A 16,834-nucleotide genomic window follows, 5' to 3' on the forward strand; every position below is an offset into this window, starting at 1 on the left:
TCCTTGAGTGTCGTCAGACCTGGACGTCGACCAGGAAGGGCCCGGTGGCGGCGAGCATCCGCTCGACGGCTGCCGCGGCCTCCTCGGGCTTCTCCACCCGGATGCCCTCGGCGCCCAGGGCGCGGGCCAGCTCGGCGAAGCGGATGTCCGGTCGGGAGAGGTCGAAGGAGGAGGGGAACGCGTGCGCGGGGATCTGCCGCTCCTTCCAGTACTGGGCGATGTTGTCGTCCAGCAGCCGGTACTTGCGGTTGTTGCAGACCACGAACTTGGCGGCGATGCCGTACCGGGCCGCGGTCCACAGCGCCTGGTAGGTGTACATCGCACCGCCGTCCCCGGTGAAGCCGACCACCGTGCGGTCGGGGTGGGCCAGCTTGGCGCCGATCGCCCCGGGAATGCCGACCCCGAGCGAGCCGCCCCGGGTGAGGAAGTAGTCACCGGGACGGTCCGGCGGCAGGTGCCTGACCACGGTCGGCGAGGAGGTGAGCGCCTCGTCGAAGACGATCAGGTCGCCACCGGTCTGCCGGGCGAGTTCCTGGACGAACCGCTCCAACGTCGTGTCCCCCGGCGCGGCCCGCCGCTGCTCGGCCCTGCGGGCTGCCAGCCGTGCTGCGGCCGCGCGCTTCCGGCGTAGCGTCATCCGGCCCGACAGCGCGGCCGCCAAGGCGGCCAGGGCCGGCTTCGGGTCGGCCACCAGCCCCAGGTCCACGGGGTGGTTCTTGGCGATCTCGTACGCGTCGAGGTCGATGTGCACGATCCGCGCGTCCGCCCGGAACGGGTTGCCGAGCACCGGGAAGACCTCGGGGAAGACGTACGTGCCGACGATCAGCACGGCGTCCGCCTCCGCGACCACGGCCGCGCTGCGCTCGCCGAACATGTGGCCGGTCTGGCCGCACGAAAGGGGGTGCGAGGCCGGCATGTTGACCTCGGAGGAGTCGACGGACCAGACCTCCGCGCCGAGGCTCTCGGCGACCCTCACCAGCTCCGCCTGCGCCCCGGCGACCGCCACGCCGTCGCCGACCAGGATCAGCGGCCGTTCGGCGCCCGCAAGCAGCCCGGCGGCGCGTGTCACCGCCTCCGCCGGCGGGGCGGAGGCGGTGACCGGCAGGGAGGTGGGCAGGACGGGCTCGTCGTTGAGCTCGTCGAGGACGTCCATCGGCACGGCCACGAACACCGGGCCGCGCGGCTCGGTCATCGCGATCTTCACCGCTCGGCGGACCACCCGCAGCAGCGAGCGCGGATCGGTCACCCTGGTCGCGTACTTCGTCACCGGCCGCGCCATCGCGACCAGGTCGGCCGCCATCTGCGCGTCCATGGCGTCGTAGCGCACCCCGGCGTCGCCGGCGATGACGACCAGCGGGGTGTGCCCGCGCAACGACTGGTAGAGCATGCCGATCCCGTTGCCGAGGCCGACGCCCGAGTGCAGCTGCAGCACCGCCGGCCCGCCGGTCACCCGGGCGTAGCCGTCGGCGATGCCGGCTGCCACGGTCTCCTGCAACGCCAGCACGTACTGGAATCCCTCGGCGTGTTCCACCGCGTCCAGGAATCCCTGCTCGACCGTTCCGGGGTTCCCGAACATCAGCCTGATTCCGTCGGCCTGGAACTGCTCGATGAGTTTGACGTTTCCCGTCTTTCCCGCCACCGGATTACTCCTGTCCTTCCTCGGCTATCGGATTCCCTACCAGCCGAACCTGGTGAGGCCGTCCTCCAGCATTTCGACCATCTTCCGGCCGGTGAGGAATGAGTCCGGCGTCGAGCGGCCGGTGACGAACGGGTAGTCGACGATGACCGACAACGGCTTTCCGAAATTCCCGTGGTAGGCACCGTCGGGCCCCGTGGCGTCGCGCAGGATGTACTCCAGCGGGTACGGCGGCGGCCCCATCACGAAGTCGGTGCCGAGGAAGCCGGTGCCGTCCTTGTAGTCGTACTCCTTGCAGTGGCCGGTGACGTGCTTGCCCCGGATGATGCTCTTCCGGTCGTCCCAGTCACGGGCGAAGGCGAGGCAGGCGACGCCGTAGCACTCGGCGCCGATCGGCTTGCCGACCCGCAGGAAGGCCAGGATCAGGTCGTGCACCCGCTCGTTGTTCGCCAGGTCGACGATCGGGCCGCTGCCGCCGACGATCAGCAGGGCGTCGTATGACCGCAGGTCGGCGTCGATTCGCTCCAGCGAGCGGTGGTACTCCTCCAGCTTGCGCAGGTGGTCCGGCGAGCTGGTGTAGGGGCGCTCGGGGATCCAGGCGCTGAGGTCGAGCGGGTCGTCGAGCCGGTTGCCGCTGTCCACGGCCCGGCCCAGGGCGGCCACCTCGGCCGTGGTCACCGAGCGGCCGAGCGGCGGGTCGACGTACTCCTCGTCGAGGCTCGGCGGCAGCGCGCGAGCCCGCTTGCCGTTGGGCGTCGCGAACGTGACGCGGTAGCCGCGCTGGTCGAACTCGCTGAGCGGGCCGACCAGTTCCTCGGCCCAGTAACCGTATTCCGAGAGAACTATCAGAATGTGCTTGGGCATTTCCCCGTCCTCCTTCATCGGCGGTTGTCCGACATTGAGACTGGAGGTGGGGGGCGTGCCTGTCAAAGGGCCCGGATCCAGTTTGTGAGGTTGCCGCGAGTTGGTGAGGTCGCGTTCGGGGGGCGTCAAGAACCGGCCCCGGGAGCAGAGTTTGTCAGGTCGCCGCATGGACCCGCCCGACCCTGGATAATCTCTCGGTCGCCGACTCGCGAGAGAAGAAGGCAGGCGAATACGAGAATGACGAGAAACCCGTCCGAGGAATTCCTCACGGCCGTGGACCGGAGCGACGCCGACGGCGTGCGGCGGTCGCTGACCGCCGGCGTCGACCCGGGCACCCGCGACGCCAGGAGCGGACTGACCGCCCTGATGATCGCCGCGGGCCGCGGGAACGCCGCACTGGTCCGGCTGTTACTGGAGGCCGGAGCCGACCTCTACACCGCGGACTCGCGCGGCGGCGGCACCGCGCTACACAAGGCCGTCCAGGGCGGCGACCCGGAGACCGTCCGAGTACTGCTGGACGCGGGCGCGTTCGTCGACGCCGTCGCGGCCACCACCGGGCACACCCCGCTCATGGACGCGCTCTGGTACAAGTGGCCCGCCGTGGCAGCCGTCCTGCTGGAACACGGGGCAGGGCTCAACCTGTCGACGCACTACGGCTTCTCGATGCGCGAGCACTTCGAGTACGAGCTCAACGTCAACACCCGCGGCAAGGACGAGTTGCTGGCGGCCGAGCGCCTGCTGAGCGCCCGCACGCACGCGGACCAGGAGGCGGCCGAGGAGCAGAAGCTGATGGCCGCGGTCGTCGCCGGCGATCTCGGCGCGGTCCGCCGCCTGCTCGCCGAGGGCGCCGAGGTGGACGCCCGTTTCCCGGTCGTCAACGGCTTCAACGACGCGCACACCCCGCTGCTGGTGGCCTGCCGCGACGGCCACCAGGAGATCGCCCGCGCGCTGCTCGCCGCCGGAGCCGACGTCAACGCCATCGAGCCCACCTTCGGCGCCGTCCCCCTGCACAAGGCCGTCTACAACGGCCACGCCGGGATCACCGCGCTGTTGGCAGCCACGCCCGGCACCGACCTGGACTTCCAGGGCATCACCAACGGCTACACGCCGCTGCACGACGCGCTCTGGCACGGTTACGAGGAGTGCGCCCGGATCCTGATCGACGCCGGCGCCCGGCGCGACCTGGTCGGCCACGACGGCAAGCTGCCGGCCGACATCGCCCGCGAGAGCCTCGGCGCCGAGCACCCGCTGACCCGCGTCCTGTCCAACGACCGCTGAGGAGCGCAGCATGCTGTTCTACGTCCAGATGAAGTGGAAGCACGAGGGCCGGATCTCGCTCGACGAGCTGTGGGAGGTCGAGCAGGAGGAGGCCGAGCACGCCGTCGACACCATCAACTCCGGTTTCTGCGTCGGCATCTGGAAGGTCGCCGCGCAGAAGCGGGTGATCGCGATCATCGACTCCCCCGACGCCGAGGAGCTCGACCGCACCGCGCTGGGCCGGCTGCCGATGCGCGAGTACCTGGAGTTCGAGGAGGTCTGGCCGCTGCGCGACTACCTCGGCTTCGCGGAGGACGTCAAGAAGCGCTACCAGGTCTGACGGGCCGGCACCTGTCCGAAGGAGGAGAAGTGATCCATCAGATCATCCTGGCCCACCCGAAGCCCGGGATGTCCGAGCGGGAGTTCCAGCGCTACTGGATCGAGGAGCACGCGGTCCGGTACGCCGCGAAGATCCCGCAGATCAAGCGGTACTGCGTCGACACCCGGGTCGCGCGGCCCGACGACGAGGCGGACCCGCTGTGGAGCGGGGTCGCCGAGATCTGGCTGGAGAACGAGCAGGAGCAGCTCGCCTCGCTGCAGAGCCCGGAGTTCCTGGAGGGCGCTCGCCTCGACGAGCCCCGCTGGGCGGCGTTCTGGCGCACGGTCGTCCTGGACACCGACGCGCACGTGCTCGCGCCCGGCGCCGGCGGGGTGCCCGCGATCAAGGTGATGATCCTGGTCAAGCGCCGCGAGGGCCTGCCGCTCGCCGACTTCCGGGCCGACAGCCTGACCCGGCACGCTCCGCTCGCCGAGAAGGTCCCGGGCCTGCGCCGGTACGTCCAGAACCACACCCGCGACGCCTTCTACGGGGTGGGCGAGGCGGTCCTGGACGCCGCGTACCAGCTCTGGTTCGACGACGTGCGGGCCTACGAGACCGCCCGCAGCACCCCCGAGTACCGGGCGCTGCTCGGCGACCTCGGCCGCATCGCCGAACCCCGGTACGTCCACACCCTCCTGCTGGAGGAGCACTGGATCCTGGGCCGCGAGACCGGCGCATGACCGGCGACGGGCTCCGCGACCGACTCGACATCGTCGACGTGTGCACCCGGATGTGCTGGCACACCGACAAGCGCGAATGGGACCGGCTGCGGACGGACGTCTTCACGGACGAGGTCCTGGTCGACTACACCAGCCTCAACGGCGGCGACCCGGCACAGCTGACGGCGGAGGACCTGATCGCCGCCTGGTGCGGCCTGCTCTCCGACCTGACCGCCACGCAGCACCTGCTGACCAACCACCTGGTGCGGATCGAGGGTGCCACCGCCGTCGCCACGGCCGACTTCCAGGCCACGCACCTGCTCCCCAACGCGCTCGGCGGCCCGCTGTGGACGCTGGGCGGGCACTACCGGTTCACGCTCCGCCGTACGGCGGAGGGGTGGCGGATCGACGGACTGACGATGACCGCCGTGTGGGCCGAAGGCAACCGGCAGATCCTGGAGAGGACCAAGTGATGAGCACGACGAGGGAGATCGCCACCGGCTGGTTCGCCGCTCTGACCAGCGGTGACTTCGAGCGAGCGCTGAACTACCTGGCGGACGACGTCGAGTGGATCAACTACACCCCGGTGCCGGACTGGAACGACGCGATGCCGTGGATCGGCACCCTGCGCGGCAAGGCCGCCGTCAAGGACAGCCTCGGCGTCTTCGCCGGCCTGGTCGAGCTCGGAAAGGAGGAGTTGATCGAGCTCGTCGTCGACGGCGAGCAGGCGATGGGCGTCCTCTACGAGCGGTCCACCGTCAGGAAGACCGGCATGGCGTTCGAGATCGAGTTCATCCAGTGGCTCACCGTCAGGGACGGGAAGATCGTGCGCTGGAAGTCCTTTACCGACCCCTCGCAGATCCTGCGCGCCATCAAGGGGGCGGCGGTATGACCGAGGCCGTCCACGCCGAGCGCGTCATCTTCGACAGCGACGGCACCGAGCTCGTCGGCACCCTGTACCGCTCCTCCAACCGGGGCCGCGGACCGGCGGTCGTGGTCCTCGGCTCCTGGACGACCGTCAAGGAGCAGATGGCCGCGGCGTACGCCCGACGGATGGCCGAGGCCGGATTCCACGCGCTGACCTTCGACCCGGCCGGCTACGGCGAGTCCGGCGGCCAGCCCCGGCAGTTGGAGTCGCCCGCCCGCAAGATCCGCGACGTCCACAGCGCCATCACCTTCCTCGGCCGGCACGCCCAGGTCGATCCGCACCGGATCGGCGCCCTGGGAATCTGCGCCGGGGCCGGGTACACCGCCGTGAACACCGCGAACGACCCGCGCGTGCGGAGCCTGGCGCTGGTCGCGCCGTGGCTGCACGACGCCGCACTGGTCCGCGAGATCTACGGCGGCGCGGAGGGCGTCCGGCAGAAGACGGACCTCGGGCTCGCCGCGCGGGACCGGTACGAGCTGGGCGAACCGGTGGACTACGTCCCGGCCGTGAGCACCACGGACCCCGCGGCCGCCATGTTCGGCCCCTTCGACTACTACCTGGACGCGCAGCGCGGAGCCGTGCCGGCCTGGGACAACCGGTTCGCGGTGATGTCCTGGCCGCAGTGGCTCACCTTCGACCCGCACCCCGCAGCGGCCCGGATCACGGCGCCGACGCTGATCGTCACCAGCCATGACGCGGCCATCCCGCAGGGCGCGGAGAAGTTCCACGCCGACCTGGGCGGCCCGAAGAGCCTCGTCTGGACTGAGGGCACGCAGTTCGACTTCTACGACCGGGAGTCCACCGTCGACGAGGCCGCCACCCTCGCCGCCCGCCACTTCGCCGAGACGCTCGCCTGAGTCATCCGGCAACCGGTCAGGGGTGCGGGGAACCTCTGGGGTTCCCCGCACCCCGAACGTCCCTCACCCCGAAGGACCTCCGATGCTCACCTGCTCCCACCTCGACGCGATCGCCGTCGAGCCCGTCGAGCCCACAGACTCTGCCGAACCGGCCTCCTGCCGGGAGTGCCTGGCGACCGGTGCCGTCTGGGTGCACCTGCGCCGCTGCCTGACGTGCGGCCGCATCGGCTGCTGCGACTCCTCGACGAACAAGCACGCCAGCCGCCACTACGAGGCGACCGGCCACCCCCTCATCGCCTCCCACCAGCCGGGCGAGGGCTGGATCTGGTGCTTCCCCGACCGGCTCCTCCTGGACTCCGTCGAATGACCGCCTCCGCGACCGACGCGGCCCGGAAGCCGGTGATCCTCGCGGTGGACGACGATCCCCAGGTGCTCCGCGCCGTCCGCCGCGATCTGCGCTCCGCGTACGCCGACGACTACCGGGTGCTGAGCGCCTCGTCCGCCGTCGAGGCCTTGAGCGTCCTGGACGCCCTGGACGAGCGCTCACAGGACCCGGCGCTCTTCCTCGTGGACCAGCGGATGCCGGACATGACCGGCGTCGACTTCCTGCTGGAGGCCGTGAGCCGCTACCCGGACGCCAAACGCGTGCTGCTCACCGCGTTCGCCGAAACCGAGGCCGCGATCACCGCCATCAACAGGGTGCGGCTCGACTACTACCTCATGAAACCCTGGGACCCACCCGCCGAGCGGCTCTTCCCCGTGCTGGACGACCTGCTCTCCGACTGGGCCGCCGCGTACCGTCCCATCTACCGGGGCATCCGCGTCGTCGGGCACCCCGTCTCCGCCGGGACGCACTCCGTACGGGACTTCCTCACCCGCAACGGCGCGCCCTTCCGCTTCCTGAACGCGGAAACCGACCCGGAGGCCCTGCTACTGCTGGCCGAACACCCGCAGGCCGGGCTGCCACTGGTGGTCTTCCCCGAGGGGGCACCGCTCTCCGCTCCCGGCACCGCCGAACTCGCCGACCGCCTCGGCCTGGCCACCACCGCGTCCCGACCGCACTACGAGACGGTGATCGTCGGCGCCGGCCCGGCCGGCCTCGCGGCCAGCGTGTACGCGGCCTCGGAGGGCCTGTCCACGCTGCTGCTGGACGCCGACTCGCCCGGCGGACAGGCCGGGACGTCGAGCCTGATCGAGAACTACCTGGGCTTCCCCGCCGGGCTGTCGGGCGGCGACCTCGCCCGGCGCGCGGTCAGCCAGGCCACCCGCTTCGGCGCGGAACTGCTCCACCCGGTGGACGTCGTCGGGCTGCGACGGGCCGACCCCGCCCGGATCCTCACGCTGGCCGACGGCTCCGAGATCAGCGCCGAGACCGTGCTGGTGGCCACCGGGGTCTCCTACAACCGCCTGGAGGTGCCAGGCGCGGAGCGGTTCGAGGGCGCGGGCCTGTACTACGGGGCCGCGACCACCGAGAGCAGTTCATGCATCTCGCACCACGTCCACATCATCGGCGGCGCCAACTCGGCCGGACAGGCCGCCATCCACTTCTCCCGGTACGCGGCGAGGGTCACCGTGCTGGTACGGGGTGACTCGCTGGAGGCCGGGATGTCCCGGTACCTCGTCGACGAGATCCGCCGGGCGCCGAACATCGAGGTGCGCCTCACCACCCGGGTCCTCGCGCTGGACGGAGGGGACCGGCTGGAATACATCACGCTCCTGGACGACGCTGCCGGCCGTAGGACCGTGGAGCCGGTCAACTTCGTCTTCACCTTCATCGGGGGGCGGCCCCGCACCGACTGGCTGCACGGCGTCGTGGACTGCGACGACCGCGGCTTCGTCCTGACCGGGCCCGACCTCATGAGCTCCGGCGAACCGCCGGTCTCCTGGCCGCCGGGACGCGTCCCCTTCCTGCTGGAGACCAGTGTCCCGGGCGTGTTCGCGGCCGGAGACGTGCGCGCCCACTCGATCAAGCGCGTCGCCTCGGGCGTCGGCGAGGGCGCCATGGCCGTCGCCCTCATCCACCGCTACCGGTCGCACGGCTGACGCACTGCCGATGTCCGGCGATGAACGCACGGCGCCCTCTGGCAGGGCCGGCTCCGGCACCTGCCGCCTCATGTGGATAATCCCTTCCGTGACCTCAGGGATGGCCCGCCACAGGTGGCGGTCGGCGCTTCGAGCCTTCGTTTTCTTCCTCGTGTGCGGTGGGATCAGCCTCTTCGTCTGCGGGATGGTGATGCACCGCCCTGCTGGTGCGGCACCGTGGGGTGGGCTCCTCTTCGGGGCCACCGTGTGCGCGACGCTCACCTCGGTGTTCCCACCTCGACGACGCCGCTGACCTCCCCTGCCGCAAGGCCGACGGGTCACGGGGTGCCGAGGGCGGCCTCCTCGCGGTCGAGGTCGTGTTGGAGGCGGCGGCGGGTGGTGTCGCTGATGCGGTGTTCGTCGTAGAGACGGTGCAGCTCGGTGCTCTGGACGGCGATGACCTCGTGGCGCAGCTGCCGGTAGGCGGCGTCGGCGGTGCTTCCGTCGGGGGCTTCGGGGGTGCGGTCGAGGCGGGCGTTCAGGCCGCGCCGTACCCGGTCGAGGGCGGTGTCGGGCATGGCCTCCAGGGTGGCGAGGTGGTCGACGTGGTCGAGGGCGGCGCGGTTGAGGGCGTCGCGGGCGTCGTCTTCCTCGCGGGCGGTGTGTTCGGGTTCGAGGGCGAGGCCGGAGCGGTTGACCACGGCGGCCAGGGTCAGGCCCTGGACGACGAGGGTGAACACGACGACCGAGGTGGTGAGCACCAGGACCAGCGGTCGTCCGGTGAGCTTGGTGCCGTCGTCGGTGACCAGTGGGATGGACAGGGCGGCGGCCAGCGGCATGACGCCGCGGGTACCGGCCCAGGTGACCACCCCGGCGACCCGCCAGGACAGTCGGCCGCGGCCCTGGGTGGGCTTGATCGCGCGGGTCAGCGGCAGCGTGGACAGCACCCGCACCGCGATCAGCACGGCGGCCAGCGCGAGTGCCTGCAGCGGCCAGAGTCCGGTGCCGGCCGGAAGGTCCCGGACCAGCGTCGGCAGTTCCAGACCGACGATGGAGAAGACGACGCTTTCCAGCAGCAACACCACCACCGCGTACACGGCGTGCAGCTGGAGGCGGATGTGGGCGTCGGTGAGGCGGTGACCGGAGCGGCCGAGCAGGACCCCGGCGACCACCACAGAGGTGACGCCGGAGGTGTGCACGGATTCGGCGAGCACGTAGGCGGCGTACGGGGTGACCAGGGCGATCACGGTCTCCAGCACCGGGTCGGTGGTACGGCGGCGCACCAGCCAGACCAGGCCCGCGACGGCGGCGCCGACGAGGCTTCCGCCGCCGCCGAGCAGCAGGAACTCCCCGCCGGCCGCGGGCATGCTCACCGAGGCGCCGACGGCCACCGCGATGCCGACGGCGACCTTGAACAGGACGAGCGAGGTGGCGTCGTTGAACAGGCTCTCGGCCTGCACCAAGACCTGGACCCGCCCGGGCAGGGCGAGTCGGCGGCCGAGCGCGGTGACCGCCACCGGGTCGGTACTGGCCAGCACGGCACCGAGGACGAAGGCCATCGCGGGCGGTAGTCCGGCCACGGCGACGGCCGTGAAGCCGACAGCGGCGGCGGAGGCGAAGACCAGGCCGAAGGAGAGGATCGTCACCGGCCGCCACACCGTCCGCAGGTCCCGCAGGGACAGCTCCTCGGCCGAGGCGTACAGCAGCGGCGGCAGGACCACCATGCCGATGATCTGCGGCGGGACGTGCAGCGCGGGGACACCGGGTATCAGCGCGACCCCGACACCGGCCAGGACCAGCAACGAGGGCGCGGGTACCCGCAGGCGCCGGGCGAAAGTGGCCACGGCCGTGGCCAGAACCACCAGGACGAGAACGATCCCGACAACGCGCATCGGTGGAAAAGACCTCATCACGACGAGCGGGGTCACTGCCGCACGCTCGCCGCAGTCGTCCCCCGAGCCGACCAGGCTTCCCGGCACACCCGCGGTCATTTTATCGGGACATTAGCGGGGCGCGGCAGGGCACATCCCCACGTCGCCGGGAGCACGGTCGGCGCGCACGGGGCGCGAGCGCCGCAGCCGGCCTCCCGGTGCGGCTCCGTACGTGCGAGGACGACCATGGAGACGAAGGTGGTCAGCCGCGGGACTCACCCGCGGCGGAGGCGTCCGAGCCGTACCGGGTTCCACCGGGCGGCCGGGAAGGACGGCGATGATGCCTCGCGGCCGGTTGCGGGTCTACCTCGGGGCCGCTCCCGGGGTCGGCAAGACGTACGACATGCTCGCCGAGGGGCAGCGGCGTGCCTCACGAGGGACCGACGTCGTGATCGCGTACGTCGAGGACTACGGCCGACCGCTGACCCGCCAGATGGCCGAGGGCCTGGAGGCCGTACCCCGCCGGACCGTGCCGTACCGGGGGTGTGCTTTCACCGAGATGGACCTGGACGCGGTGCTCACCCGTCGCCCGCAGGTCGCACTGGTCGACGAGCTGGCGCACAGCAACGTCCCCGGTTGCCGGCACGAGAAGCGCTGGCAGGACGTGGAGGAACTCCTGGAGGCCGGAATCGACGTCATCTCCACGGTCAACATCCAGCACCTGGAGTCACTCAACGACGTCGTGGAGCGGATCACCGGCATCCGCCAGCGCGAGACGATCCCCGACGACGTGGTCCGCCGAGCCGACCAGATCGAGCTGGTCGACATGTCCGCCGAGGCCCTGCGCAGGCGGATGACGCACGGCAACATCTACCCGCCGGAGAGGGTCGACGCAGCGCTCACGAACTTCTTCCGCCCCGGCAACCTGACCGCCCTGCGGGAGCTCGCCCTGCTCTGGGCGGCCGACCGGGTCGAGGAAGCCCTGCTGCGCTACCGCCACGACCACGGCATCCAGCAGCCATGGGGCACTCGGGAACGCGTCCTGGTCGCACTGTCCGGCGGGCCCGAGGGCGACACCCTGATCCGGCGGGCCAAGCGCACCGCCTCCCGCGGGGCCGGTGGCGAGTTCCTCGCCGTCCACGTCACCCGCGACGACGGGCTGGCCAGCGCGTCCCCGCAGCTGCTGACCCACCAGCGCAGCCTGGTGGAGAGTCTCGGCGGGAGCTGGCACACGGTGACCGCTGGTGACCCGGCGCAGGCTGTCCTGGCGTTCGCCCGGCAGGTCAACGCCAGCCAGATCGTCATCGGCGCCACCCGCCGCAGCCGTCTCAAGGGCCTCTTCGGTCGTGGCACCGGCGAGACCATCATCGAGGGCTCCGGTGACGACATCGACGTCTACGTCGTCACCCATGCCGAAGCCGCCCATGGCCGGTTTCTGCACCGCCGGAAGCCTCGCGAAGAGGATTGACCACGACCTTTCCGGCCAGGGCGCGCCGCCTGCGGGAAACGTTTCGGACAACCGTTGGTCTCGCCCGCATGACGCCGCCGTCAAAGCCGCGTCAAGGTTCCGAATCACCCGTATGGAAGGCGTCAGGAAACTATGACGCGCTCCATACGGCTGGTTTGCTGCCCTCTGCCGGTTCCTCCGCCGGTGCCGCGCACGCCTTCGGCCAGTGCCTGCGGCGTCCCCCACATCCCCCACCTGGTGGAACTCATGCTCGATCTCGTGTTCGTCGGCCTCACGGTTGCCGTGTTCGCCGTCATCGCTCTGGTCGCGAAGGGGGTGGAGAAGCTGTGAGCGCCGAGAACCTCGCAGGTCTCATCGTCGCCGTCGCGCTCGTCGGCTACCTCGTCGTCGCGCTGATCTTCCCGGAGAAGTTCTGATCATGAGCGCCACTCTCGCGGGCTGGCTGCAGGCCCTCGCACTCGTGGGCGCGCTGGCCCTGTGCTACCGCCCCCTTGGCGACTACATCGCCAAGCTCCTCACCACCGCCAAGCACCTCAGAGTCGAGCGCGGCATCTACAGGCTGATCGGCGTCGACGGTGACGCCGATCAGCGCTGGCCGGTGTACCTGCGCTCGGTGCTGGCCTTCTCGGCCGTCTCGGTGCTCTTCCTCTACGGCCTGATCCGCCTGCAGACCTTCCTGCTGCTGAACCTGGGCGTCCAGCAGATGGACGGCCACCAAGCCTGGAACACCGCGATCTCGTTCGTCACCAACACCAACTGGCAGTCCTACAGCGGCGAGTCCGCGATGGGCCACCTGGTGCAGATGGCGGGCCTGGCGGTGCAGAACTTCGTCTCCGCGGCCGTCGGCATCGCCGTCATGGCCACGCTGATCCGCGGTTTCATGCGGAACAGGACCGACCGGGTCGGCAACTTCTGGGTGGACCTCACCCGCATCACGCTGCGCCTGCTGCTGCCGCTTTCGGTCGTGCTCGCCTTCGTCCTGGTGGCCAACGGCGTGATCCAGAACTTCCACGGCTTCCACGAGGTCACCAACCTGGCCGGCGACGTCCAGAAGATCCCGGGCGGCCCGGTGGCCTCCCAGGAGGTCATCAAGGAACTGGGCACCAACGGCGGCGGCTTCTTCAACGCCAACTCGGCGCACCCGTTCGAGAACCCGACCGGTTTCACCAACTGGCTGGAGATCTTCCTGCTGCTGGTGATCCCGTTCGCGCTGCCGCGCACCTTCGGCAGGATGGTCGGCGACAACCGTCAGGGCTACGCGATCGTCGCCGTGATGGGACTGTTCTGGGTAGCCTCGGTCGCCCTGCTGACCTTCGCCGAGTCGCAGCACCACGGCACCGCCCTGCAGGCGGCCGGCGGCGCGATGGAGGGCAAGGAGCAGCGCTTCGGCATCGCCGCCTCCACGCTGTTCGCCGCCTCGACGACGCTGACCTCGACCGGCGCGGTGAACTCCTTCCACGACTCATTCACCCCGCTGGGTGGCGGTGTCACGATCTTCAACATGATGCTGGGCGAGATCGCTCCCGGCGGTGTGGGCTCCGGCCTGTACGGGATGCTGATCCTCGCCGTGGTCGCGGTGTTCGTCGCCGGTCTGATGGTCGGGCGCACCCCCGAGTACCTGGGCAAGAAGCTCGGCGGCCGGGAGATGAAGTTCGCCTCCCTCTACATCCTCACCACGCCGGCCCTGGTGCTGGTCGGTACCGGTGTGGCGATGGCGCTGCCGGGTGAGCGGGCCGGGATGCTCAACTCGGGCGCTCACGGCTTCTCCGAGGTGCTGTACGCCTTCACCTCCGCGAGCAACAACAACGGTTCGGCGTTCGCGGGCATCACCGTCAACACCGACTGGTACGACACCGCGCTCGGCCTGTGCATGGTGCTCGGCCGGTTCCTGCCGATGGTGTTCGTGCTGGCGCTGGCGGGCTCGCTCGCCCAGCAGCAGCCGGTCCCGGCCACCCCGGGCACCCTGCCCACCCACAAGCCGCTGTTCGTCGGGCTGCTGTCGGGCGTCGTGCTGATCGTCGTCGGCCTCACCTACTTCCCGGCCCTGGCCCTCGGGCCGCTCGCAGAAGGTCTCTCCTGATGTCCACCACCCACAACCCCGCACCGGTCGACCACAGCACGACCCCCCACCGGGTCCAGAGCGGCCTCCTCGACCCCAAGCTCATCGTCACCTCGCTCCCCGACGCGGTGAAGAAGCTCGACCCCCGGGTGATGGTCAAGAACCCGGTCATGTTCGTGGTCGAGGTCGGCTCGGTCGTCACCACGATCTCCGCGATCGCCAACCCGAGTGTCTTCGCCTGGGCCATCACCGTGTGGCTCTGGCTCACCACGGTCTTCGCCAACCTGGCGGAGGCCGTCGCCGAGGGCCGCGGCAAGGCCCAGGCCGACACCCTGCGCAAGACCAAGACCGAGTCCGTCGCCCGCCGGCTCACCAACTGGCCGGCCACCCAGGACGAGGAGGAGGTCCCGGGCACGGCGCTGCGGCTCGGCGACCACGTGGTGGTCGAGGCGGGGCAGATCATCCCGGGCGACGGTGACGTCGTCGAGGGTGTCGCGTCCGTGGACGAGTCGGCGATCACCGGTGAGTCCGCGCCGGTCATCCGCGAATCCGGCGGTGACCGCAGCGCCGTCACCGGTGGCACGAAGGTGCTGTCCGACCGGATCGTGGTGAAGATCGCTTCCGAGCCCGGCAAGTCGTTCATCGACCGGATGATCGCCCTGGTCGAGGGCGCCGCCCGGCAGAAGACGCCGAACGAGATCGCGCTCAACATCCTGCTGGCCTCGCTGACCATCGTCTTCCTGGTCGCCGTGGTGACCCTGCAGCCGATGGCCACCTACGCGGGTGCCCCGCAGTCGATGATCGTCCTGGTCGCCCTGATCGTGGCGCTGATCCCGACCACCATCGGCGCGCTGCTGTCCGCGATCGGCATCGCCGGTATGGACCGGCTGGTGCAGCGCAACGTGCTCGCGATGTCCGGGCGCGCCGTCGAGGCCGCCGGCGACGTCAACACCCTGCTGCTCGACAAGACCGGCACCATCACCCTGGGCAACCGCCAGGCCGCCGAGTTCCTGCCCGCCGAAGGCGTCGAGATCGGCGAGCTGGCGGACGCCGCGCAGCTGTCGTCGCTGGCGGACGAGACCCCCGAGGGCCGCTCGATCGTGGTCCTGGCCAAGACCGAGTACGGTCTGCGGGCCCGTGCCCAGGGCGAGCTCGCGCACGCCACCTGGGTCCCGTTCACCGCCCAGACCCGCATGTCGGGCGTGGACGTGGACGGTGTGCAGGTCCGCAAGGGTGCGGCCGGCTCGGTCGCCAACTGGGTGACCGACAACGGCGGTTCGGTCGGGCCGGACGTGGCGCAGCTGGTGGACGGCATCTCCGCCGCCGGCGGTACGCCGCTGGTGGTGGCCGCGAAAAACGGTGACCAGGCTCCTCGCGTCCTCGGGGTGATCTACCTGAAGGACGTGGTGAAGGAGGGCATGCGGGAGCGCTTCGACGAGCTGCGCCGGATGGGCATCAAGACCATCATGATCACGGGCGACAACCCGCTGACCGCCAAGGCGATCGCGCAGGAGGCCGGCGTGGACGACTTCCTCGCCGAGGCCACGCCCGAGGACAAGATGGCCCTGATCAAGAAGGAGCAGGAGGGCGGCAAGCTGGTCGCGATGACCGGCGACGGCACCAACGACGCCCCCGCGCTCGCCCAGGCCGACGTCGGCGTCGCGATGAACACCGGGACCATGGCGGCCAAGGAGGCCGGCAACATGGTCGACCTGGACTCCAACCCCACCAAGCTGATCGAGATCGTGGAGATCGGCAAGCAGCTGCTGATCACCCGCGGCGCGCTGACCACCTTCTCGATCGCCAACGACGTGGCCAAGTACTTCGCGATCATCCCCGCGATGTTCGCCGGGGTCTACCCGGGCCTGAGCCACCTCAACATCATGGGCCTGCACAGCCCCCAGTCCGCGATCACCTCCGCGATCATCTTCAACGCCCTGGTCATCATCGGCCTCATCCCCCTCGCCCTGCGCGGCGTGAAGTACCGCCCCGCCGACGCCAGTTCACTGCTGGCCCGCAACATCGGGATCTACGGCGTCGGCGGCCTGGTCGTCCCCTTCATCGGGATCAAGCTGATCGACCTGATCGTCCAGTTCATCCCCGGCCTGAGCTGAGAGAACGAGAACAATGCCCACCATCGTGCGCACCCACCTCACCGCGCTGCGGGCGCTCTTGGTGATGACCGTCCTGTGCGGCATCGCCTACCCGCTGCTGATCACCGGCATCAGCCAGGCCGTCTTCAGCGACAAGGCCAACGGCTCGATCGTGAAGGCCGACGGCAAGGAGGTCGGCTCCAGCCTGCTCGGCCAGAACTACAACCTGCCCAAGGTCAACCCCGACGACCCGAAGGAGGAGCCCAAGCCGGACCCGAAGTTCTTCCAGCCCCGGCCCTCCGCCAACAACCACGCAGGCGACAACTCCGGCGCCAGCAACCTCGGCCCGAACAGCGACGACCTGCTCAAGGCCGTCAACGACCGCCGCGCCGCCGTCGCCGCCTTCGACGGCGTCGACCCGGCGAGCGTCCCGGCCGACGCGCTGACCGCCTCCGGCTCCGGCCTCGACCCGCACATCTCCGTCGCCTACGCCAAGGAGCAGGTCAACCGGGTCGCCAAGGAGCGCAGCCTGCCGGCGGACACGCTGAACCAGCTGGTCGACAAGTACACCGAGGGCCGCTCGCTCGGCTTCCTCGGCCAGGAAGGCGTCAATGTCGTCCTGCTGAACAAGGCCGTGAGCGAGGCGAAGTGATCTCCTCGGCACACTGAGGATCGGGACCGACCCGGGCGCGGTGGACACACCTGCCGCTTCCGGGTCGGTCGCCCGCTTTCCCCGTCCGT

At 70.4% G+C, this 16,834-nt stretch carries 16 protein-coding genes; 13 read left to right on the forward strand and 3 right to left on the reverse strand.

Going from position 1 to position 16,834, the window contains the following annotated elements; all coding sequences use genetic code 11:
• Positions 1–13: 13 nt before the first annotated feature.
• Positions 14–1,639: a thiamine pyrophosphate-binding protein gene (locus tag O1G21_RS04295; protein WP_270140901.1), complete on the reverse strand. Its 1,626-nt coding sequence runs from the start codon at positions 1,637–1,639 to the stop codon at positions 14–16.
• A gap of 36 nt (positions 1,640–1,675) precedes the next feature.
• The gene (locus O1G21_RS04300) at positions 1,676–2,500 is read right to left on the reverse strand and encodes a type 1 glutamine amidotransferase domain-containing protein (protein WP_270140903.1); all 825 of its coding nucleotides are present in this window, start codon (positions 2,498–2,500) and stop codon (positions 1,676–1,678) included.
• Between the two features lie 237 nt (positions 2,501–2,737).
• On the opposite strand from O1G21_RS04300, the gene O1G21_RS04305 reads away from it, so the two are divergent.
• The 8 genes from O1G21_RS04305 to O1G21_RS04340 all read left to right on the forward strand — a co-directional run bounded on the left by O1G21_RS04305 (position 2,738) and on the right by O1G21_RS04340 (position 8,623).
• On the forward strand, positions 2,738–3,778 hold the full coding sequence (locus tag O1G21_RS04305; RefSeq protein ID WP_270140905.1) for an ankyrin repeat domain-containing protein: 1,041 nt from the start codon (positions 2,738–2,740) through the stop codon (positions 3,776–3,778).
• Positions 3,779–3,788: 10 nt separating this feature from the next.
• Positions 3,789–4,097 (forward strand): muconolactone Delta-isomerase, encoded by a 309-nt coding sequence (locus O1G21_RS04310; protein ID WP_270140906.1) that lies wholly within the window; start codon positions 3,789–3,791, stop codon positions 4,095–4,097.
• Between the two features lie 29 nt (positions 4,098–4,126).
• The gene (locus tag O1G21_RS04315; protein ID WP_270140907.1) at positions 4,127–4,816 is read left to right on the forward strand and encodes an EthD domain-containing protein; all 690 of its coding nucleotides are present in this window, start codon (positions 4,127–4,129) and stop codon (positions 4,814–4,816) included.
• Positions 4,813–5,268, forward strand: a complete 456-nt coding sequence (locus tag O1G21_RS04320) for a nuclear transport factor 2 family protein (RefSeq protein WP_270140909.1) — start codon at positions 4,813–4,815, stop codon at positions 5,266–5,268. Before O1G21_RS04315 ends, O1G21_RS04320 begins: the two co-directional genes overlap by 4 nt.
• Positions 5,268–5,687 carry a nuclear transport factor 2 family protein gene (locus O1G21_RS04325; protein ID WP_270140911.1) on the forward strand — a complete coding sequence of 140 codons (420 nt, stop codon included), beginning with the start codon at positions 5,268–5,270 and terminating at the stop codon, positions 5,685–5,687. The genes O1G21_RS04320 and O1G21_RS04325 overlap by 1 nt, the downstream gene beginning before the upstream one ends.
• Positions 5,684–6,580: an alpha/beta hydrolase gene (locus O1G21_RS04330; RefSeq protein ID WP_270140912.1), complete on the forward strand. Its 897-nt coding sequence runs from the start codon at positions 5,684–5,686 to the stop codon at positions 6,578–6,580. The genes O1G21_RS04325 and O1G21_RS04330 overlap by 4 nt, the downstream gene beginning before the upstream one ends.
• 82 nt (positions 6,581–6,662) lie before the next feature.
• Positions 6,663–6,947 (forward strand): UBP-type zinc finger domain-containing protein, encoded by a 285-nt coding sequence (locus O1G21_RS04335; protein ID WP_270140914.1) that lies wholly within the window; start codon positions 6,663–6,665, stop codon positions 6,945–6,947.
• Complete coding sequence (locus tag O1G21_RS04340; RefSeq protein WP_270140916.1) at positions 6,944–8,623, forward strand: FAD-dependent oxidoreductase; 1,680 nt, start codon at positions 6,944–6,946, stop codon at positions 8,621–8,623. Before O1G21_RS04335 ends, O1G21_RS04340 begins: the two co-directional genes overlap by 4 nt.
• 317 nt (positions 8,624–8,940) lie before the next feature.
• Here O1G21_RS04340 and O1G21_RS04345 read toward each other — a convergent pair whose 3' ends face one another.
• A complete protein-coding gene (locus tag O1G21_RS04345; RefSeq protein ID WP_270140918.1) occupies positions 8,941–10,494 on the reverse strand; it encodes a Na+/H+ antiporter in 1,554 nt (517 codons plus the stop codon).
• 316 nt (positions 10,495–10,810) lie between these two features.
• Between O1G21_RS04345 and O1G21_RS04350 the strand changes: the two genes are divergently transcribed.
• The 5 genes from O1G21_RS04350 (at position 10,811) to kdpC (ending at position 16,745) form a co-directional block, all read left to right on the forward strand.
• Positions 10,811–11,941 carry a universal stress protein gene (locus O1G21_RS04350; RefSeq protein WP_270140920.1) on the forward strand — a complete coding sequence of 377 codons (1,131 nt, stop codon included), beginning with the start codon at positions 10,811–10,813 and terminating at the stop codon, positions 11,939–11,941.
• A 326-nt stretch (positions 11,942–12,267) separates the two neighbouring features.
• A complete protein-coding gene (kdpF, locus tag O1G21_RS04355) occupies positions 12,268–12,357 on the forward strand; it encodes a K(+)-transporting ATPase subunit F (RefSeq protein ID WP_037830997.1) in 90 nt (29 codons plus the stop codon).
• A gap of 2 nt (positions 12,358–12,359) precedes the next feature.
• Positions 12,360–14,021, forward strand: a complete 1,662-nt coding sequence (gene kdpA, locus O1G21_RS04360; protein ID WP_270140924.1) for a potassium-transporting ATPase subunit KdpA — start codon at positions 12,360–12,362, stop codon at positions 14,019–14,021.
• Positions 14,021–16,114: a potassium-transporting ATPase subunit KdpB gene (kdpB, locus tag O1G21_RS04365; protein WP_270140926.1), complete on the forward strand. Its 2,094-nt coding sequence runs from the start codon at positions 14,021–14,023 to the stop codon at positions 16,112–16,114. The genes kdpA and kdpB overlap by 1 nt, the downstream gene beginning before the upstream one ends.
• Positions 16,115–16,127: 13 nt before the next feature.
• Positions 16,128–16,745 carry a potassium-transporting ATPase subunit KdpC gene (gene kdpC / locus O1G21_RS04370; RefSeq protein WP_270140928.1) on the forward strand — a complete coding sequence of 206 codons (618 nt, stop codon included), beginning with the start codon at positions 16,128–16,130 and terminating at the stop codon, positions 16,743–16,745.
• Positions 16,746–16,834 lie beyond the last annotated feature (89 nt).

The organism is Kitasatospora cathayae, assembly GCF_027627435.1.
GTDB classification, from domain to species: Bacteria; Actinomycetota; Actinomycetes; order Streptomycetales; family Streptomycetaceae; genus Kitasatospora; species Kitasatospora cathayae.

What these genes read in the sequence shown, in the direction of transcription:
- O1G21_RS04310 (WP_270140906.1), top strand. Translation starts at nt 3,789, where the DNA reads ATGCTGTTCTACGTCCAGATGAAGTGGAAGCACGAGGGCCGGATCTCG.
- O1G21_RS04305 (WP_270140905.1), top strand. Translation starts at nt 2,738, where the DNA reads ATGACGAGAAACCCGTCCGAGGAATTCCTCACGGCCGTGGACCGGAGC.
- kdpC (WP_270140928.1), top strand. Translation starts at nt 16,128, where the DNA reads ATGCCCACCATCGTGCGCACCCACCTCACCGCGCTGCGGGCGCTCTTG.
- O1G21_RS04330 (WP_270140912.1), top strand. Translation starts at nt 5,684, where the DNA reads ATGACCGAGGCCGTCCACGCCGAGCGCGTCATCTTCGACAGCGACGGC.
- O1G21_RS04325 (WP_270140911.1), top strand. Translation starts at nt 5,268, where the DNA reads ATGAGCACGACGAGGGAGATCGCCACCGGCTGGTTCGCCGCTCTGACC.
- O1G21_RS04345 (WP_270140918.1), bottom strand. Translation starts at nt 10,494, where the DNA reads ATGCGCGTTGTCGGGATCGTTCTCGTCCTGGTGGTTCTGGCCACGGCC.
- O1G21_RS04335 (WP_270140914.1), top strand. Translation starts at nt 6,663, where the DNA reads ATGCTCACCTGCTCCCACCTCGACGCGATCGCCGTCGAGCCCGTCGAG.
- O1G21_RS04350 (WP_270140920.1), top strand. Translation starts at nt 10,811, where the DNA reads ATGATGCCTCGCGGCCGGTTGCGGGTCTACCTCGGGGCCGCTCCCGGG.
- O1G21_RS04320 (WP_270140909.1), top strand. Translation starts at nt 4,813, where the DNA reads ATGACCGGCGACGGGCTCCGCGACCGACTCGACATCGTCGACGTGTGC.
- kdpB (WP_270140926.1), top strand. Translation starts at nt 14,021, where the DNA reads ATGTCCACCACCCACAACCCCGCACCGGTCGACCACAGCACGACCCCC.
- O1G21_RS04300 (WP_270140903.1), bottom strand. Translation starts at nt 2,500, where the DNA reads ATGCCCAAGCACATTCTGATAGTTCTCTCGGAATACGGTTACTGGGCC.
- kdpA (WP_270140924.1), top strand. Translation starts at nt 12,360, where the DNA reads ATGAGCGCCACTCTCGCGGGCTGGCTGCAGGCCCTCGCACTCGTGGGC.
- O1G21_RS04340 (WP_270140916.1), top strand. Translation starts at nt 6,944, where the DNA reads ATGACCGCCTCCGCGACCGACGCGGCCCGGAAGCCGGTGATCCTCGCG.